This window comes from Dyadobacter pollutisoli (genome assembly GCF_026625565.1).
GTDB classification, from domain to species: domain Bacteria; phylum Bacteroidota; class Bacteroidia; order Cytophagales; family Spirosomataceae; genus Dyadobacter; species Dyadobacter pollutisoli.
Map to the genome: position 1 here is coordinate 2,980,181 of NZ_CP112998.1, position 19,826 is coordinate 3,000,006.

The 19,826-nt window shown below is 49.3% G+C and carries 13 protein-coding genes; 9 read left to right on the top strand and 4 right to left on the bottom strand.

Annotated features, from left to right (window positions below; all coding sequences use genetic code 11):
• The first annotated feature begins 2 nt into the window (after positions 1 to 2).
• From ON006_RS12285 to ON006_RS12295, 3 genes are all read left to right on the top strand, one after another.
• Complete coding sequence (locus ON006_RS12285) at positions 3 to 1,430, top strand: RagB/SusD family nutrient uptake outer membrane protein (protein ID WP_244820082.1); 1,428 nt, start codon at positions 3 to 5, stop codon at positions 1,428 to 1,430.
• Positions 1,431 to 1,507: 77 nt separating this feature from the next.
• Positions 1,508 to 3,082 carry an FAD-dependent oxidoreductase gene (locus tag ON006_RS12290; protein WP_244820083.1) on the top strand — a complete coding sequence of 525 codons (1,575 nt, stop codon included), beginning with the start codon at positions 1,508 to 1,510 and terminating at the stop codon, positions 3,080 to 3,082.
• A 4-nt stretch (positions 3,083 to 3,086) separates the two neighbouring features.
• The gene (locus ON006_RS12295) at positions 3,087 to 4,736 is read left to right on the top strand and encodes an FAD-dependent oxidoreductase (RefSeq protein WP_244820084.1); all 1,650 of its coding nucleotides are present in this window, start codon (positions 3,087 to 3,089) and stop codon (positions 4,734 to 4,736) included.
• 24 nt (positions 4,737 to 4,760) lie between these two features.
• Here the strand turns inward: ON006_RS12295 and ON006_RS12300 are convergent, their stop codons facing one another.
• Complete coding sequence (locus ON006_RS12300; protein ID WP_244820085.1) at positions 4,761 to 6,515, bottom strand: ABC transporter ATP-binding protein; 1,755 nt, start codon at positions 6,513 to 6,515, stop codon at positions 4,761 to 4,763.
• On the bottom strand, positions 6,499 to 8,244 hold the full coding sequence (locus tag ON006_RS12305; protein ID WP_244820086.1) for an ABC transporter ATP-binding protein: 1,746 nt from the start codon (positions 8,242 to 8,244) through the stop codon (positions 6,499 to 6,501). The genes ON006_RS12300 and ON006_RS12305 overlap by 17 nt, the downstream gene beginning before the upstream one ends.
• Before the next feature lie 162 nt (positions 8,245 to 8,406).
• On the opposite strand from ON006_RS12305, the gene ON006_RS12310 reads away from it, so the two are divergent.
• From ON006_RS12310 to ON006_RS12325, 4 genes are all read left to right on the top strand, one after another.
• A complete protein-coding gene (locus ON006_RS12310; protein WP_244820087.1) occupies positions 8,407 to 9,195 on the top strand; it encodes a cytochrome b/b6 domain-containing protein in 789 nt (262 codons plus the stop codon).
• Positions 9,196 to 9,205: 10 nt separating this feature from the next.
• Positions 9,206 to 9,949: a molybdopterin-dependent oxidoreductase gene (locus ON006_RS12315; RefSeq protein ID WP_244820088.1), complete on the top strand. Its 744-nt coding sequence runs from the start codon at positions 9,206 to 9,208 to the stop codon at positions 9,947 to 9,949.
• Between the two features lie 145 nt (positions 9,950 to 10,094).
• Positions 10,095 to 12,422: a PSD1 and planctomycete cytochrome C domain-containing protein gene (locus ON006_RS12320; protein WP_244820089.1), complete on the top strand. Its 2,328-nt coding sequence runs from the start codon at positions 10,095 to 10,097 to the stop codon at positions 12,420 to 12,422.
• A 48-nt stretch (positions 12,423 to 12,470) separates the two neighbouring features.
• Positions 12,471 to 13,928, top strand: a complete 1,458-nt coding sequence (locus ON006_RS12325) for a DUF1501 domain-containing protein (protein WP_244820090.1) — start codon at positions 12,471 to 12,473, stop codon at positions 13,926 to 13,928.
• A gap of 6 nt (positions 13,929 to 13,934) precedes the next feature.
• Here ON006_RS12325 and ON006_RS12330 read toward each other — a convergent pair whose 3' ends face one another.
• Positions 13,935 to 16,187, bottom strand: coding sequence for a xanthine dehydrogenase family protein molybdopterin-binding subunit (locus tag ON006_RS12330; RefSeq protein ID WP_244820091.1), 2,253 nt, complete (start codon positions 16,185 to 16,187; stop codon positions 13,935 to 13,937).
• Between the two features lie 168 nt (positions 16,188 to 16,355).
• Between ON006_RS12330 and ON006_RS12335 the strand changes: the two genes are divergently transcribed.
• Together ON006_RS12335 and ON006_RS12340 are read left to right on the top strand one after the other, a co-directional pair.
• Positions 16,356 to 16,964 carry a gluconate 2-dehydrogenase subunit 3 family protein gene (locus ON006_RS12335; protein ID WP_244820092.1) on the top strand — a complete coding sequence of 203 codons (609 nt, stop codon included), beginning with the start codon at positions 16,356 to 16,358 and terminating at the stop codon, positions 16,962 to 16,964.
• Positions 16,965 to 16,976: 12 nt separating this feature from the next.
• On the top strand, positions 16,977 to 18,692 hold the full coding sequence (locus ON006_RS12340) for a GMC oxidoreductase (protein WP_244820093.1): 1,716 nt from the start codon (positions 16,977 to 16,979) through the stop codon (positions 18,690 to 18,692).
• A 9-nt stretch (positions 18,693 to 18,701) separates the two neighbouring features.
• Here the strand turns inward: ON006_RS12340 and ON006_RS12345 are convergent, their stop codons facing one another.
• Complete coding sequence (locus tag ON006_RS12345; protein ID WP_244820094.1) at positions 18,702 to 19,790, bottom strand: Gfo/Idh/MocA family protein; 1,089 nt, start codon at positions 19,788 to 19,790, stop codon at positions 18,702 to 18,704.
• Between the last annotated feature and the right edge of the window lie 36 nt (positions 19,791 to 19,826).

Genomic DNA, 19,826 nt, shown 5'->3' on the forward strand with positions numbered 1-19,826 from the left:
AAATGAAAATATTAAACATATGTATGCTGCTCCTGCTGATGGTTTCGGCATCTTGTGAAAATAACCTGGAAGAAGTACCGCTCAGCTTTTTCGAAGAATCCAATTCATTCAATTCCGCCGCCGATGCAACGTCCGCGATCAACGCGGTTTATGACCGGCTGAAAGGCGTTTACGGAATGACAATGATCAACCTGGCTGACCTGAATGGGGACGAATGTCAGGTGCGGGAAGAGAATGGCGGTGGTACAGAGATCCACAAAAACCTGTTCAATAGCGGTACAGGGCTGTTTGACCAGTTTTATACAGCGAGCTACGTTCTGATCGACCGGGCAAACCGGGTCATTGGCAATGTTCCCAAGATTACAATGGACGTGAAGCTTCGCGACCAGATCGTTGGTGAAGCGAAGTTTATCCGCGCGCTGGCCTACTTCAATCTCGTCCGGGCCTTTGGCGATGTGCCGCTGGTAACCGCTGTGAGCAATGATGTGGTCAATGTGCAAATCCCGCGCGACGCGCAGGAGCAGGTGTACCAGCAGATCATCCAGGATTTGCAGGAGGCTGAAAAGGTACTGCCCGTCAAATTCACGGCAGATACGGAAATCGGCCGCGCTACTTCGGGGGCGGCCAAATCCATTCTTGCCAAAGTATACCTGACCCGCAAAGACTGGACGAATGCTGCCGCAAAAGCAAAGGAAGTCATTGATTCAAAAGCATATAGCCTCGTACCTGATTATCATGACCTGTTTGTTCCTGAAAAAGAGAATGGTCCCGAACACATTTTTTCCATTCAGTACAGCTGCGTGCTGCCCACTTATGGAAGCCAGATGGCCGTCAGCTTTGCCATCTTTTTTACTTATCCTATCAACCTCACGGGCGGTACCTACCAGGTAGTACCAGCATTTGCAAGCTCCTTCCAACAAGGCGATTACCGCAAAGAAGTAACGGTGATCACGGAGAAAAAACTGGCGAACGGCACGATAGTAGCGTCGAGGACAGGCCCGCATACGGATAAATACTGGGACCCTTTGGCTTGCGGAGAGTCGTCGGCGCGGAACAATTTCATCGTAACCCGCTATGCCGACGTGCTCCTGATGTACGCCGAAGCATTGAACGAGTTGGGTGCTCCGACGGCCGAGGCTTACAATGCGATCAACCTGGTGAGGGCAAGAGCCCGAAATGGGGCTGCGGCTACTGTATTACCCGATCTGGCCGGGCTTTCTCAGGCACAGTTCCGGGATGCGGTTTTGCAGGAACGGGGCTGGGAGCTAAGTTTTGAAGGTCACCGGCGCTGGGATCTGCTGCGGACCGGCAAGTATGTGGAGGCGATGAAAGCGATTGGCGTTACTGCCGATGCCAAACATTTGCTCTACCCGATACCTCTTCAGGAAATCGACGTCAACCCGGCACTTGTGCAGAATGCGGGTTATTAATGATCATTTTTAATCGAAACTCACCGGTCGGAGGCTGGCGGCAACGAAGCCAGCCTTTGATTCTTAATTAAATAAAAATGAAACTGTTACTGACCATATTACTCTCTTTTACTTTTCTATTTTCCTCTGCGCAAGGCAGTTATGACGTAGTCGTGTACGGCGGGACGCCAGGTGGCGTGATCGCCGCAGTCGCAGCCGCGCGGGAAGGATCCAAAGTATTGCTCATTGAACAGACCAGACACGTTGGCGGCATGAATACCAGCGGAATCGGGACTGCGGAATCGGAACATATGATCGAGGAAACGATCTCGGGGTTGCCGCTGGAATTTTACAGCCGGATGAGCCAGTTTTACGGAAAACCCAAAACTGAATTTTATTTCGAATCGCACGTCGCAGAAAAGACTTTTAATGACCTGCTCACCGAAGCGAAGGTGAAAGTGATCTATGAAAATTTTGTCCAAACAGTAAAAAAAGACGGTGCGAAAATCAGGACCATCAGCCTCACAAATGGCGAGGAAGTAAGTGCGAATGTATTTATTGATGCTACCTATGAGGGTGACCTTATGGCAAAAGCAGGCGTGTCGTACACTTACGGTCGGGAAAGTAAGGCGCAATACGGGGAGTCGTATGCAGGAGTACGTTTTATGGACGAGCCCATCGACGCTTCTCCATATGACGATTCGGGGAAGTTGTTACCGGGGTTTGTTGAAAAAAGCACACTCACCGAAGGCCAGGCCGATAACAGGGTGATGAACTACAATTTCAGGGTCATGATGTCTTCCAATGCCGATCGTGTTGCTTTTCCAAAACCGGAACATTATGATGTGAACCGGTACGTTCTTTTGTCCAGATTATTGAAAAATAAGCCTGAAACCCAATTCCGGGACATCATTGACATGTACTCGTGGACTTATCCCAAAGGAAAGTTTGAGACCAACAATAAGCAAAAATCGGTCATTTCCCTGGGACATTTCGGAGGTAATGTAGAATATCCGGATGCTGATTACCAAAAACGCCAGGTCATTTACGACGACCACAAAAACTGGACGCTGGGACTGTTGTATTTTCTGGCCAATGATCCTTCGGTGCCGCAAAAGCTTCACGATGAAGTAAATCAATATGGTTTTACGGCGGACGAATTCAAGGACAATGGCAATTTTCCCTACTACTTATATATCCGCGAAGGCCGCCGGATGAAGGGGGCATTGATCCAGACTCAAAGGGACATTCTGGAAGACCGTAAAAAACCGGACGCTATCTGTCTCGGATCACATTGGATTGATAGCCATCATGTGCAGCGGGTAGCGGTTTCCAAAACGCAGTTTGTGAATGAAGGCCGCATCTGGCATGCAACTACCGAGCCTTACGAATTCTCCTATCGCACCATCACACCGAAGGCGACCGAATGTAGTAATCTGCTGGTACCGGGCTGTTTATCAGTGTCGCACGTTGCATTTTGCTCCGCCCGTGTGGAATGTACCTGGATGCAGCTCGGTAATAGCGCCGGAATCGCGGCGGCCATGGCGTCGAAGCAAAAGAAGGATGTTCAGCAACTGAATGTGAGTGAGTTGCAAGGACGGTTAAAAGAAAAAGGAGTTATCATTAGCATCGATCATCAGATTTGGAATGGAGGTAAAGATGTTCATAAATAGGGCTATGAAAAAGCTGAGTTTGGTCTTGCCTCTTTTATTGCTGACCGCATTCAATGCAGCCGGGCAGCACAAGTTCGATGTGGTGATTTACGGTGGCTCGGCCGGTGGGTACGCGGCGGCTATCCAGGTGGCGAGGATGGGCAAATCGGTGGCGCTACTGGAACCGACAGCTCATATTGGCGGTCATGTGGTGGAAGGCCTGGGTGGTACCGACGTGGATAATCATAAAGAATTCCGCAACAGTCCGGCGGTGAGCGGGATTGCGCTGGAATTTTACAAGCGTGTCGCGAAGGCTTACGGCCGGGACGAAGCTTTTGAAAAAATGCTCCGGGACGGTGAGAAAAAACCGAACCTCTGGCGACTGGAATCCAGCGTGGCGGGAAAAGTGATCAAAGCATGGCTGGCAGAATACAAGATCAGCCTTTTTTACAAAACCCGGCTGAGCGAATCGAAGAATGCGGTTTTAAAAAAAGATACTAAAATCACACGCATCAAAACGGAAACCGGCAGCACATTCGAAGCCAAAATTTTCATTGATGCTACCATTGAGGGCGATTTACTGGCTGCGGCAGGAGTGAGCACGACAGTGGGCAGGGAGGCTAACGCCACTTACAACGAAACGTTTAATGGTATCCGGGCAACCAACACGCATGCGCCGTTTTTGGTAAAAGTAGATCCTTACAAGATCCCGGGGGACAGTACCAGCGGGCTTATCCCTACCATTCAGGATGAGAAACTGGGTATACCCGGCGCGGGTGATAACCATTTGCAGGCCTACTGCTTCCGTGTTTGCCTGACTCAAAAAACCGGCAACAAGATTGCTTTTTATACACCGAAAAACTTCAAAAGAGCGGATTATGAGATTTATCTCCGGTACCTGAAAGCGGGAGGCAAATTATATACCCCCGGCGCAGAGTTACCCAATGGAAAGACCGATCTGGGAGCATGGCATGACCTTTCGCATAACTTGTACGGCTTGAATGTCGACTATCCCGAAGGCAACTATGCAACGCGGAAACGCATACTGGCCGAGCACGAGACATTTACAAAAGGGCTGTTTTATTTTCTGGCCAATGACCCGGAAGTGGGTAGGCTCGACAGTACATTGCAAAGGAAATGGTCGGGTTGGGGCTATGCCAAAGATGAATTCACCGACAACAATGGATTTCCCAGAATGTTTTACGTCCGGGATGCGCGCAGAATGGTGTCGGATTACGTGATCACCGAGCATCATGTAAAGCGGGACAATCCGACGCCCGTGGCCGACCCGGTAACCATTGCCTACTGGCCCACCGACCTGCATAGCGTGAGGCGCATCGTGAGGGATGGAGCGGCATATAATGAGGGATCTGTGTTCGGAGGCGATGCACATTGGCGGCCGTTGCCGATTTCGTACCGCGCTTTGGTGCCCAAAAAGTCGGAATGCACGAACCTGCTCACGCCTACCTGCCCCTCGTCGAGCCATCTTGCTTATGGCGCTATCCGCATTGAATGGACGTTTATGGCGCTGGGCCAGGCCGTCGGCACCGCCGCAGTAATGGCGATTGATAACCAAAGTACCGTCCAGGAAGTTGACTATGAAAAACTGAGATCCCTGCTGACAAAACATGGGGCTATCACTGACATCAAAGTCGTAGGAGTGCCGGAGGAATAATAAAAAGAAGACAAACAGGGCCGGTTAACTGGTCCTGTTGTCTTTCAGTAGCATATGCATAGCATCGTCCAGCGAACCTGCCCGGTTTACCTCTCCCGAATTCACGAAAAATATCTCGTCCGCGCTCTCAATGGTATTCAGCCGGTGCGCGATAATAACCTGGGTGGTAGAATCGGGAAGCTGTTTCAAAATATTACCTAGTAATTTCTCCGTAACCGTATCGATATTGGCCGTCGCTTCGTCGAGGATCAATACCTCCGGGCTCCGCAAAACGGCTCGCATGAATGCGATCAACTGTTTTTGGCCCAGACTAATGCTATCGCCCGCAGAAGTTACTTTCGTATCCAGTCCGTCATCAAACAGGGCCAGTATCTCGCCCATATTAGCACTCAGGATCACCTGTTCGAGCTTTTCATTGGAATGATCCTTCAATTGCTCATTGCCATAAAGGATGTTTTCGCGGATCGTGCCGCTGAACAGGAATGGCTCCTGCAAAATGAAACCAATCTTTTGGCTGCGTTCTTCGGCGCTGTAACTACGGATATCTTTGCCGTCCAGCAAAACGGTACCCTCTTTTGGATCGTAGAGGCGGGCTATCAGCGAAGCAGTGGTCGTTTTACCGCCGCCTGTTGGACCTACCAACGCGTAGGTTTTGCCGCGTTCCAACTTGAAGCTTACATGATGTAATATTTCCTTGGTATCATATCCGAAATGCACATTTCTGAATTCCAGTAATGGTCCGGCAACCGTTTCGGTTTCCGGCAGGGCGGTCAAGTTCGTTTCCAGGGTAAGAATGTGCGAAATGCGGTCCCAGCCTGCCATAGCCACCTGAAAGTTGGTCCATAACGCAGCCAGCTGCCTCAATGGATTGTAAAAATGGACGGCATACGCCAGGTAGCTTACCAGCAAACCAATGGTGAACTCACCCATGCTGATCAGATAAATACCATAGGTGAGGACAATCAGTTGGGCAATATTGGAAAACAGCGTGTAGACGGGCATAAAAATGTTATTGGCCAGTCCCGCCCGGATCGAGGTTTGGTAATTGTCCAAATTAGCCAGTTGAAAGCGTTTTCTGAAATAATCTCTACGGTTGAATGCGATCACGACTTTGAAATTGCTAAGACTCTCCTGAATTTCGGCACTCAGCCCACCGGTACTTTTCAGGTTTTTGGCATTGCTGCTTTTCACCCACGGCGACAACACCATTGTGAAGACCAGGATTAGTACCGCCGGTAACAGCGCTGCAGCACCCAGCCTGACATTGATCGCCAGGAGAAAAATCCCCGCGCCGAGCATGGTGAAAATACTGCCCACAAACTGCATCAGTGACTGTGAAAAGAACTGGTTCAATTTATCGGTATCATTATTGACCCTTGAAATAAGGTCGCCTGCCTTGTTCTGATTGAAAAACGCGACGGGTAGCTGTTGTAATTTGTTAAAAATGGCATTGCGCAATGTAAACAGGAGCCGCTGCCCTACCCCGCCCATCAGGATCGTCTGCTGGTACGAAGTGACGAGTCCGATCAGGTACATTCCCAGCAGGATCCCGCCAAAAACCAGTAAGCCATGAAATTGCTTGGTAACCACATATTTATCAATGGCGTGACCGATCAGGAAAGGCCCGAACAAATTGACAGACGTATTGAGAATGATCGCGAGAAACGCCAGCGAGAGGTTTTTTTGCTCATGAGAGATCAGCTTCAATAGTTTTCCGAGCGCCTTGTAGGTGGAAGTTTTCTGCTCCGGCTCCGAAAGTTTGTTAAGATCGTAGTTCATAGTTGCTGGTGCTCTGTTGTGAATTAAAAATCTGAACGTATTCCGGACTCGTGGCCATCAGGTGGTTGTGCGTACCGTTGGCGATCAATTCTCCCTCCATCAGTACAATGATCTGGTCATAATGCTCAATGGCCGCGATTTTCTGGGTCACCGAAATCAATGTGATGCCGGGGTAGTTCTGCTCCACATTGGCGAGGATCTTCTTTTCTGTGTTGGTATCAACCCTAGCAGTGAAATCGTCGAGCAACAACACTTTGGGATTGATCGCCAGTGCCCGGGCCAACATGATACGCTGCTTTTGTCCGCCCGAAAGGCTCGATCCCCGCTCCGAAACAATGGTATCCAGCTTGTCGGGCAGGCTTTCAATGAATGTGGTCAATTCGGCAGTGTCTATCGCTTTTTGGAGAGATTCATTGGTCACCGTGCTGCTGAACGCAATGTTCTCCCTGATACTCATATTGAAAACAATGCTATCCTGAAAAACAAACCCCACCTGCTGGTGAAACGATTCGCTGTCGTAGTAGTCGATCGGTTTTCCGTCAAACTCAACAGTTCCTTCCTGTGGGGCGATCAGCCCGGTGAGCAGATATAACAGTTGTGTTTTCCCGGCAGCTGTCGGACCAATGACCGCTATTTTGGAACCTGCATGGATGGACATGGAAACCTCTTTGAGCGCAGGCTTTTCACCATACTTCACCGACACATTTCTCAGCTCGATATCGCCTCTTAATACGTCCTGAGCCTTCCCTTTTTCCTCGGGATCCGGCGCATTCAAGACTGCCGAGATCCGTTGGAACGAGGCTGTCGACTGCGCGATCACATTGCTCATGAACCCGATGATCATGATCGGGAAGATCAGCATACCGAGGTAGCTGTTGAATGCAGCAAAACTGCCGAGCGTCATCGAACCGTCAATGACAAAATGCCCGCCAAGTACCAGAATCGTCAACCCCGATAGATTGGCGGTGAATGTAATAACGGGTATCAATGCTGCAAAAAGGCTCAAAATAGCCAATCCGAAGTCTTTTGCTTTGGTATTTGCTTCCAGGAACTTCGCGTATTCGAGTTGCTGGGAATTAACAACCCGTATCAGTGCCGAGCCGAGAATGCTCTCATTAATGATCTTGTTGAGCCAGTCGATCACCTCCCGGCTTTGGATAAAAAGAGCCCGTACTTTGCGCAATGTCAGAAAAAATGTACCGCCGATGATCGGGATAATGGCGATCACCGTCAATGCCAGTTTCCAGTTGATACTTATTAAAAGTATACTCGCACCGATGATGATAAACAACGAAGAAACGATGGAAACAATGGCCTGGGATACAAAAAGCTTGATCGAATCGGTATCGGCCGTGAGGTTCGTGAGCAGCTTGGACGGATTGGCCGTTTCGATAAAAGCATGGCTTTGCCGCGAGATCTTGTCCGACAGCCGGGTGCGCAGATCGCGGGCTACTTTTTCGGAAGCGTACACCTGGATAATGCTTTGCAGGTACCCGAAAATAAACACCAGAACCACCGCTATGGAAAATTCGATCAGCGTAAATTTCAGGTCAAAACGCTGGTGCGTGTAATCGTCGATCCCGTCCGCAATGATCTTGGGCAACCAAAGGTTAATGCCATTACTTAGCAAGGCAAAAAGCAACAGCAAGATAATCAACCCCTTATATGGAGCCAGCAGACTAAATATTCCCGGCTGCCCCGCTGCGCCGGGTTTGGCTTTTTCAGACATTTGGGTTTAGGTTTAATTTAACGGCTAAGAAAACGCTTATTCTGCAAAGTATCGACAGACGATTAAAGAAAACCGCCTGCGCATTTTACCTTTCGATCAGCCTATTTGGTTAATTATCAGCAAGGTTCTATATTTATTAGATACTTAAATCAGCAATCGACAATGGATCGAACAGAGCTGTCTCCTCCTCCTAAAATTACCAGTGGAACAGGACACCGGGCCTGGGTAAAAAGCACCCACTGGATCGGTACGGTTAGTTTCTTTTTGCTCGTGTTCAGTGGATTTGTGATTCTCATGGCACATCCGCGGCTTTACTGGGGCGAGGTAGGGAATGATCTTACACCTGCTTTATTCGAACTGCCCATCAGCAAAAACTACCAGCACGGTGGTTGGGAAAAGAGCAGCCCGTTCTTTAACTATGCCGGATCGCCAGTAAGTTCCAGCCGTACATTTAATATTTTCAACCAGAATGGCTGGGGCCGGAGCCTTCATTTTCTGTCGGCCTGGCTGCTGGTTTTCACGGGCACTATTTACCTGATCTTTGGGGTTTTCAGCGGTCATTTCCGCCGTAATCTTTTTCCAAATGGCCGTGAATTTTCATGGAAAGTGTTCGCCGCAGACATAGCAGCTCATTTTCGGATGAATGTGTTGTCCGTCGTTTATGGCCCGCAGTACGGCTTGTTACAGAAGCTTACCTATCTCGGCGTGTTGTTTTTTCTGTTGCCAGTGATCGTGTTGACGGGCCTTACCATGTCGCCCGCTGTCACTGCTGCCTACCCTTTCCTGTTGAAAGTATTTTTCGGGGCACAGTCGGCGCGTACGATACATTTCTTTGCTACCACATTACTGGTAATCTTTCTGCTGGTACACGTTGTGATGATCATCCGGACAGGTTTCAAAGAACATATCCGGGCTATGACTTTTGGAAAAATAAGTATCAAAAAGAGCTAAAAAAGACCCGATGAAAAAGGACAACCTCATCACCCGTCGCAGCGCCATTATCACCGGAATATCGTCACTGGGCGCATTGCTCCTGAACGGATGCTCGGAAACCTCACCACCGACTTACGGGAACATCCTGCGCATGGGCGACATGCTCACGTATCATGCGCACCGCGCGCTGCTGCCCGGCCAGTCGCTTGTGAAAGAGTATTCCTTCCGGGACATATCGTCATTTCCGGCTACCGGCACCACCAATCCTGGTGACACATCCCACCCAGGCTTCAATGAAGATTACGCCCGCTTTCAAAAAGATGCGTTCTCCAACTGGGACCTCAAAGTGGAGGGACGCGTAAAAAAACCGGGAACATATTCCATCGCTGACCTTCAACGGTTTCCAGTCAAAAAACAGATCACCAGACATACCTGCGAGGAAGGCTGGACGGCGATTGCAGAATGGGCCGGCGTGCCGCTGAGTCTCGTACTTCAAAATGCGGGCATACTCCCCAGCGCACGTTACGTCAATTTTTTCGCGTACGATGGCTTTATCGACGGCATAGATTTGCTCGATGCATTCCACCCACAAACTATCCTGGCCTACGGGATGAATGGCCGCAACCTGCCCATTGCACACGGCGCCCCGCTTCGTCTGAGGCTGGAAACACAGATCGGATATAAAAGCATGAAGTATTTACAGAAGATAGTGGTCACCGATGAATTTTTAGATCAGGGAGACTATGGCTGGGCCTGGTACACCGGAATCTGAATCAGTAATGCGAAGTTTGAGCCCTGCAAGTCAAAAACTTGCAGGGCTTTGTTTTAAGCCAATGTAGTACTAGAAAATATCAATATAAAATCAACTCACCGGACTTTATGCTAATAGATTTGTACATTATCAATAGTGAAATTCAATGGGCCTGCGACGCTATTTTAAGTACTTCTTGTTGGTTTCGGTTTTAGTCATTATAACCGTTTCCGTTTTATTTTTTCAAAAAAAGGAAGCAACAAAACAACAGGCAGCCAGCGATCTGATATCTTACAGTTTTCAGGTAAGACCAATCCTTTCCGACAAATGTTTTGCCTGCCACGGCCCCGACGCAAAAAAGCGCGAAGCAAATCTGCGGCTTGATATGGCCGAAAGTGCCTACGCCCGATTAAAGGACGGCAAAGGTTTTGCGATCGTGCCCGGTAACCCCGAAGCATCCGAAGTATATAAAAGGATCACCTCCACCCTTCCCGACTACCAGATGCCTACGCCCGAGTCGCATTTGGGTCTTTTGAATGATAGTGAGATCGGTTTGCTAAAAAAGTGGATACAGCAGGGAGGCAAATACGAACAACATTGGGCGTTTACCGCGCCGAAGCAAAATCCGCTGCCTGAGGTAAGCAAAAAGGATTGGGCAAAAAACGAGATTGACCATTTTACGCTTTCCAAAATGGAGGAAGTGGGGCTGGAACCAAATGAAGAAGCTACCAAGGAGCAATTGCTAAAAAGGTTGTCGATTGACCTCACCGGTTTAGCGCCGTCATTGGCATTGCAAAGGAAATTCGCTGCGGACGATTCTGAAAAGGCCTACGAACGAATGGTCGACGAATTGATCGCGCAGCAATCATATGGAGAAAAAATGGCTGTCCATTGGCTGGATGTCGCCCGGTTTGCCGATTCTTACGGATATCAAAATGATGATGTGCGGACGCAATGGCCGTGGCGGGACTGGGTCATTCACGCGTTTAACCGCAACATGCCTTATGATCAGTTTCTGACCTGGCAACTGGCAGGTGATATGCTGCCCAATGCAAGCAAAGAGCAGATTCTGGCCACTGCATTTCTAAGAAACCACAAGTATACAGAGGAAGACGGCGTGATTCCGGAAGAGTACCGGATTGAATACCATCTTGATAAAACAAAAACATTCAGTTCTGGTTTGCTTGGGCTCACTGTCGAATGCGCCCAATGCCACGATCACAAATACGACCCAATTTCCCAGGAAGATTATTACAGGTTATTTGCGTTTTTTAATAATTCAAAAGAAAAAGGTTTTGAAGGAAGTGCAGGAAGCGGCCCGGCCAAAACGCCTGTTCTGACGATATCCAATGCTGACGTTAAAAATCTGCTCTCATTTGTTAATAGCAGGGATACCGCTAAAATCGTTTTGTCGGTCATGGGCGAAAATGATACGCCCCGCCCTACCCATATCCTCAATCGCGGTGTATACGACGCTCCGGGAAAAGTAGTAACCCCGAGCGGATTGAAAGCCGTAATGAAATTTGACACTGTAAAGTATCCGCAAAACCGGTTGGGCCTGGCGAAATGGACAGTTAGTAAAGATAATCCGCTGACCGCACGTGTATTTGTAAATCAGATCTGGCAGGAAATATTCGGGCGGGGCCTTGTAAAAAGCACCGGCGATTTCGGAATGCAGGGCGAGCTGCCCACCCACCCCGCGCTTCTCGACTGGCTCGCGGTAGACTTCATGAAACATAACTGGGACATTAAAAGGCTGGTAAAACAAATGGTAACCTCCGCTACTTACCGCCAATCATCCATGCAAACCAATGAAAAACGCGAGAAAGATCCCGACAACATCTATCTGTCGAGAATGGACCGGTCGCGTGTACCTGCTGAGTTCGTACGGGATATCGTATTGTCAACCAGCGGATTGCTGAATCATGAAATTGGCGGTGCGAGCGTAAAACCTTACCAGCCCAAAGGCATATGGGAGGCCACAACCGCAAACAGGGGCAGCCTTACTAAGTATGTACAGGACCAGGGAGGGCAGCTGTACCGGCGCGGCCTGTATACATTTATCAAACTGACATTACCTCCGCCCGCCATGATCATTTTCGATGGTAGTAACCGGGACCATTGCGAGGTAAAAAGGCAAAAAACGAATACGCCGCTTCAAGCGCTCGTCATGCTCAATGACCCGACTGTTTTGGAAGCCTCGCGGGTACTTGCCGAGCAAACGAGTTTCAGAAAGAATTCAACCGAAGATAACATCAGGGAGCTGTTTCAGCGGATTGTATGCCGTAGCCCGAGTACCACGGACGTCAAATTGCTTGTGGAGTACTACGATCAGGAGCTGAACCGGTTTTCGAAAGATAAAAAGAAAGCGGAAAGGGTATTGAATGTGGGTGATTACGTGCATGAAGCCAGGGTTAATGAAAGCCAGGCTGCTGCATGGATGCGGGTGATCAATACACTTTATAACATGGAAGAAACGATAACAAAAAGCTGATCGCTGTCTGCCGCAAGGCCAGACGCCCTCAGCAAAAAGCCATTACCTATGGAAAAGCAGGTTTTTGATTTTGGAATGAATACCAACAGAAGGCATTTTCTGTCGAAGCTCAGTCTGGGCCTGGGGAGTGCTGCGCTGGGATCGCTGCTGATCCCCGATATGTTCAAAACGGGCAGTGATGGTGGCGTAAACGACATTGTATCCGGCCTGCCACACTTCGCTCCCAAAGCCAAGCGGGTCATTTATTTATTTCAAAATGGCGCACCGTCCCAGTTTGAGCTCTTTGACTACAAGCCGCTGCTTAACAAAATGTTCGGCGAAGACCTCCCCGAATCCATCCGTGGCGGACAACGGCTGACGGGTATGACGTCCAACCAGACCAAATTTCCGCTGGCAGGATCTGCTTTCAAATTTGCACAACATGGCAGCTCAGGTACCTGGATGAGCGAGTTACTGCCGCATACGGCCCGCATTGTGGATGATCTTTGCATTATCAAATCAATGAACACCGATGCGATCAACCACGATCCAGCGCTGACTTTTTTCCAAACCGGCGCTCAGGTAGGCAGCAGGCCCAGTATGGGATCTTGGCTCAGCTACGGCCTGGGCAGTGAAAACCAGAACCTTCCAGGTTTCTGCGTGCTGCTGTCCAGAGGCAAAGGCAATGGGCAAGGTGTTTATTCCAAATTATGGACCAATGGTTTTCTCGATTCCGTCCATCAGGGAGTACAATTCAGCAGCGGCGAAAACCCGGTACTGTACCTCGGCGATCCCGACGGCATGGACCGCTCGGAGCGTCGTGAGATGCTGGACAGGCTGGCTGCTTTGAACCAGGGTACTTTTAATGAATTTGGCGATCCCGAGGTCAGCGCAAAAATCCAGCAATACGAAATGGCATACCGGATGCAGACGGCGGTTCCCGAAATAACCGACATGAGCAAAGAACCGGAATCGATCGTAAAAATGTACGGCCCCGAATGCCTGGTACCGGGAACATATGCCGCAAACTGCCTCTTGGCGAGGAAGTTATCCGAGCAAGGCGTGCGTTTTGTGCAGCTTTACCACCAGGGTTGGGACGGGCACGCTGGCTTGCCCAATGAGATCAAAGGACAATGCATGGACGTAGACCAGGCTTCGGCAGCATTGGTTACCGACCTGAAACAAAGGGGCTTACTCGATGAAACACTCGTGATTTGGGGAGGAGAATTCGGGCGTACCAACTTTTGCCAGGGAACATTCACCAAAGACAATTATGGAAGGGACCACCACCCCAGGGCCTTCACAATCTGGATGGCGGGTGGCGGTATCAAGCCCGGATTGGTGTACGGCGAAACGGACGATTTTGGATATAACATCATTAAAGACCCTGTGCATGTGCACGATCTGCACGCAACGATCCTGAACCAGCTGGGGCTCGATCATGAAAAACTGATTTTCAAACATCAGGGACGGCGCTACCGATTAACCGACGTCGCCGGAAAACTGGTGAAAGGCATTATCGCCTAGCATCACTTACGAACCGGATACTTGCGAAAGCGCTGACATGAATGGCTGACTGTACAAGCGTTTGCCAGTAGCTTTATAGATCGCATTGGCCAATGCTGCGAAAACCGGAGGATAAGCCGGCTCGCCCATTCCCGTAGGATCAATGGTGTTTTGTACAAAATGAACGTCAATTTCCTTTGGCGCTTCGTTCATGCGGATCATTCGGTAGGTACTGAAATTGTTCTTGTCAGGCACTCCTTTTGTGAATGTCATTTGGCCAAACAATGCCGTTCCAATGCCGTCGACAATGGCTCCCTCGGTCATATTGATGGCAGCATCGGGATTGATGACAATGCCACAGTCGATTGCACACCATACTTTTTTCACAACCGGTTGCCCGTCCTTCATTTCCAGATCGAGCACGTGGGCGGCATAGGTATCGTGACAGAGATAGGCTGAAACACCTACATTCTTCGTCTTTTTAACCTGTTCCCAGCCCGATTTCTCCCGCACGAGTTCCAGTACTCCCGCGTACCGTGCCGCATCATACTCGTTATCTTTCCCTACCGGCTTTGTTTTGGCGCGGTTGAGCAGTTCCAGCCGGAATGTGATGGGGTCTTTGCCTGCCGCCTCGGCCACTTCGTCCAGGAATGATTGCTCGGCAGCGGCCATAAAGTTGGACCTGGGTGCGCGGAAGGAGCCTACGGTAATGTTGGATTCAATGGTCCAGTCTTCGGCCAGGTAATGATCAACGGCTCCTGCCGGAAAGCGGTTTGCAAACAGGGGCGACTCAGGAATGCCACCAGCTTTGACATGAAAACCAATCAAATTATGGTCAGCGTCCAAGGCAGCCCGGTAAGTCGCTGAATATGTGGACCGATAAATGCCCGAAGTCATATCGTCCTCCCGGGTATAGATCAGCTTGACAGGTGCCTTGGTTTTTTGGGAAATAAGTGCCGCTTCCAATAAAAAATGGGCATACGATCTCCTTCCGAATCCTCCACCAAGCCGGGTCATCTGAATGTCAATTTTTTCAAGTGGCATTCCCAGCCGGACCGAAAGAGTCTTTTCTGTAATTTCCGGCTTTTGAAGAGGGCCTGAAAGTTCTGCCTTCTCGTCGGTAACATGTGCGAAGAAATTCATTGGCTCCATGCAATTGTGCGCCAAAAACGGCCCGGTAAATGTTCGCTCGATCACTTTTGCAGCGTTTTGGAACGCCGTTTCGGGGTCACCGTCTTTACGACGAACCTTACCTGGCTGACTGGCCATAGCGGCCATTTTTGAATAGTGATCGGTTGTATTTTCCAGCCCGGCAGGGACTTTTGCAGGTTCAGGCCGGCCGGCTTTCTTTTCAGTGTAATCTGCAAATGGCTCCCATTCGATTTTCAGAGCCTTTTTTGCTTTCATTACTTCCCAGGTGCTGCTACCGACGATGGCCACTACTTCGGGAAAGGTACAGGTGTCAAATTGCTGCCTTTCATAGTCGTCCATCATGGATTTGATTGTGAAAATATCCCTGATACCCGGCATCGCTTTGGCCTCAGCATCGTTCATTGACTTCAATTTCATTCCAAAAGCGGGCGGATGCGTGACCATCGCAATGAGCATGCCATCCCGGTGTTGGTCAATACCGAAAAGGGGTGCTCCTTTTACGATTTTCGGCATATCCACGTTTTTCTGCGAATGGCCTATAATCTTGAACTCCTTTACATCCTTCAACTTTACTTCTTTGGGAACAGGTATTTGCGCGGCGGCAGAAGCCATTTCACCATATTTCGCCGACTTGCCTGATTTTTTATGATACAACACACTGGCGTCAGTACTTACCTCTTCCACAGGCACCTGCCATTTGCTGGCAGCCGCCTCGCGAAGCATTTGCCGACCTGTGGCACCAGCAGCACGAAGCCTTTCCCAGCTCTGGTGAATGGCCTGGCTACCTCCTATAAATTGCCGGGTATAGCGATCCGTATTCAACGGGGCTTGTTCCACGACTACGTCTTTCCAATCCACGTCCAGCTCTTCGGCCACGATCATGGGCATGGAAGTTTTCACATTTTGCCCACCTTCCGGATTTGGGGACATGATGTGGATGACATTATCCGGTGTGATTTTGATATAACCATTCAATTCTTTCCAATCAACAGTAGTACCGCCGCTCTTCGGCATCGCCTCTGCTTTAAAACCTGACAGCCAGCCAATGCTCAGCAACATTCCCCCGCCGGACAAGGCCGAGGCTTTCAAAAATGACCGTCTGTTAAAAGTAGTTTCAGCTTTTTCCATTTTTCGTACTGTTTTAATTGACTATGAAATGCACGAATCTGATCTCCGGATTTTTTAACGATTTGTTACTAATCCGTTATATGTTTCCCAAGCCTAAAGTACATTCAAAAATTGATCATTAAAAAAGGATATGCCTTTGCTTTTACACTAAACCAACGGAAAGGAAAGATGAACAGAAGAGATGCCATTCAGCGTGTTGCCCTTTTATTGGGAGGAACATTTTCAGCACCCACATTGCTGGCCATGAATCATTGGGAAGGCAATGCGGGTAAAAGCGCGTCCGCCATTGATTTCAATGTTACCGACCAGCAAAAACTGATCATTGCCGAGGTGGCAGAGATGATCATTCCACGAACCGGCACGCCCGGCGCGAAGGATGCAGGCGTACCCGCGTTCATCGTGATGATGTTGCAGGATTGTTATAAAAAACCGGAACACGTCAGCTTTTTGGAAGGCATCAAAAATCTGGAACAAAAAGATTTTCTCAAACTTGACGATTCTCAAAGAACGGAAGCCCTCAAACAGGTTGAACGTGATACTGTTGAACAAATGAAGGCCTATCAGGTCCAGCAAACCAAAATGGGCGACAATGAGGACCGGGAACAAATGGCCGCGCAAGCCAAGGGCATACCCTATTGGAGACTGATGAAGGAACTGACCATGCTCGGCTACTTCACATCCGAAGAAGGCATCAAATCGTCATTTGACTACGTGCCTATTCCCGGCAGACTGGAAATGATCCAGTTGAAACCCAATCAAAAATCTTTCGCCTACTAGCCTGCTATCACCATGAATTTGAATTTAAAAGCACAAAAAGCAAATACCTACGACGCCATCGTGATCGGTTCCGGCATGACGGGCGGTATGGCTGCGAAAGAACTTACCGAACGCGGCATGCAGGTGCTGATGATCGAGCGCGGCAGGGAAGTGAAGCACATTGAAGATTACGATACGGCGATGAAAGGCCCTTGGGAATTCCCACATCGGGGAAAAGTTTCGATCCAGTCTGCCGAAGAGTACTGGGCAAACAGCAGGTTCGGAACATTGGCCAATGAAGAAACCGGCGAGTTTTTTACCGATGACAAGAAAAACCCATACATAGAAAAACGGCCATTCGACTGGATCAGGGCCTATCATACCGGTGGAAAATCAATGCACTGGGGCAGGCAGTCGTACCGGATGAACAAAAAAGACTTTGAAGCGAATGCCAAAGATGGCATCGCTATCGACTGGCCGATCCGGTATGAAGACCTTGAACCCTGGTATACGCATGTTGAAAAATTTGTAGGGATCAGCGGCCAGGCGGAGGGCTGGGAAGTACTGCCCGACGGACATTACCTGCCTGCCATGCCCATGAGCGCTCCTGAGCTTTATTTCAGGGAAACCATGATGAAAAAGCTCAACCGCCCCGTCACGATCGGTCGCATTGCCAACCTTACCAAGCCACAACCATGGCATACGGAGCTGGGCCGCGCCTCCTGTCAATACCGCAGCAAATGTGCCCGTGGCTGTCCGTATGGTGGTTATTACAGCTCATTATCAGGGTCAATTCCAGCTGCGCGTAAAACCAACAAGCTCACGGTTTTGCATGATACCATTGCCAGTGAAGTGATCTATGATGAGAAAACAAAAAAGGCAAAAGGTGTTCGGGTTATTAACCAGAATACGATGGCTGTGGAAGAGTTTTTTGCCAAAATAGTCTTCCTGAATGCGGGTTCCATGAATTCTGCGGCTTTGTTGCTCAACTCGAAATCAAGCCGCTTTCCTACCGGGCTAGGCAATGACAGCGACCAGGTAGGCCGCAATATTATGGACCATCATTTGGGAGTCGGCGCGAATGCGACAGTCGAAGGCTTTGAAAACGATTATGTATTTGGTCAAAGGCCGAATGCGCTCTATATACCCCGATTCAGAAACTGGGGAACCGATAAAAAAGACTTCCTGCGCGGTTACGGTTACCAGGGTGGTGCCAGCAAAAGCGATTGGAAACGTGGGATCACGATGGATGGTTTCGGGGCCAGTTTTAAGGAGGATATGACGCGTCCGGGTACCTGGACAATGGGTTTCGGCGGCTTTGGAGAGATTCTGCCAGACCCATCCAATCGTATGTTTCTTGACAAAGACAAAAAAGACAAGTGGGGAATTCCGATGATTGTTTTTGATGCTGCTTTTGGAGAAAATGAGCTGGCTATGCGAAAAGATATGATGGCTTCGGCTGTTGAAATGCTCGAAGTTGCCGGCTTTAAAAACGTTTCAGGATTCAACCGCCAGGATACGCATCCGGGTCTGGGCATACATGATATGGGGACCGCACGTATGGGAAAAGACCCGAAAACGTCGGTTCTGAACAAATTCAATCAGGTCCACGATTGCAAAAATGTGTTCGTTACAGACGGTGCGGCAATGGTTTCGTCCTCTTGCGTCAATCCTTCGATCACATACATGGCGATGACGGCCAGAGCCGCCAACCATGCCGTGGAAGAATTAAAGAAGCAGAATTTGTAAAGAATAAGCCTATATTTTGACACTCTTGCCGGAGGCGACTGACTTGTAGATCGCCTCCACCACGCGGATATCCCGCAACCCCTCTTCGCCCGGGGCGATCAGGTCGGTACCGGCCATGATGGCGGTGCAATCTTCGTCCATTTGTTTCGCCTGCTGGCTTTTGAGAGGAACATTGATGATCGTACCATCCGACATGCTTCCTTTATTGCCGGTATATGCGGAATGCGGCTCCATTTTGAGCCAGCCCTTTTCATAGTTCACCTGCAGATAATTCATATTGATCCCAAAACTCGTCTGGCACGATGCGCGTGCGCCGCTGGGGAATTCCAGCATGAACATCATCGTTTCCTCCACTTCTTTGTATATCTCCGGACGGGTCGTCGACGCCTGCGCGATCACGCTGATAGGCTCTTCGCCCGTCGCCAGCCTTGCGCCCTGTAATGCATACACGCCCATATCACCCATCGCGCCGCCGCCCAGTTTTTTATTTTGTTTCCAATGTGTGGTGCGGTTATCGACGTAGCCAGCGGCGCTGGTCACCATTTTCACTTTACCAAATTTCTGATCTTTCGCCACTTGCATATAAGCCTGAATATTTGGGTCGTGCTGACAACGGTAGCCAATCGCCAACTTTACCTTGTTGCTTTTACAGGCACTGATCATTGCCTCGCAGTCGGCCACGGACGGTGCCATTGGTTTTTCGCAGAATACATGCTTACCCGCTTTCGCAGCCCTCACCACAAACTCCCGGTGCATGGATGGCGGCAACACCACGTATACAATGTCGATATCAGGGTTATTAGCGATCTGATCGAAGTTCTGGTAGTTGTAAATGTTCTTATCAGGGATATTGTACTTCGTTTTCCAATTTTCTGCTTTCGAAGGCGTACCGGTTACAATGCCTGCGAGATAACATTTCTCTGTCAGCTGCAATGCAGGCGCAAGAAGGTCGGTGCTGTAGTAACCCAAACCTACGAGTGCGATGCCCAGTTTATCCTTTTTTGGCGAGATCGAAGCCAGCAGCGGGTTACCGGAAAACAATGTAGCGGCACTTGCCAGCGTCAAAGTGGATAAGAAATCGCGTCTTTCTATATTCATGATTAGTTCGTTAATGGTCGTGGTAGTCAGGTGATA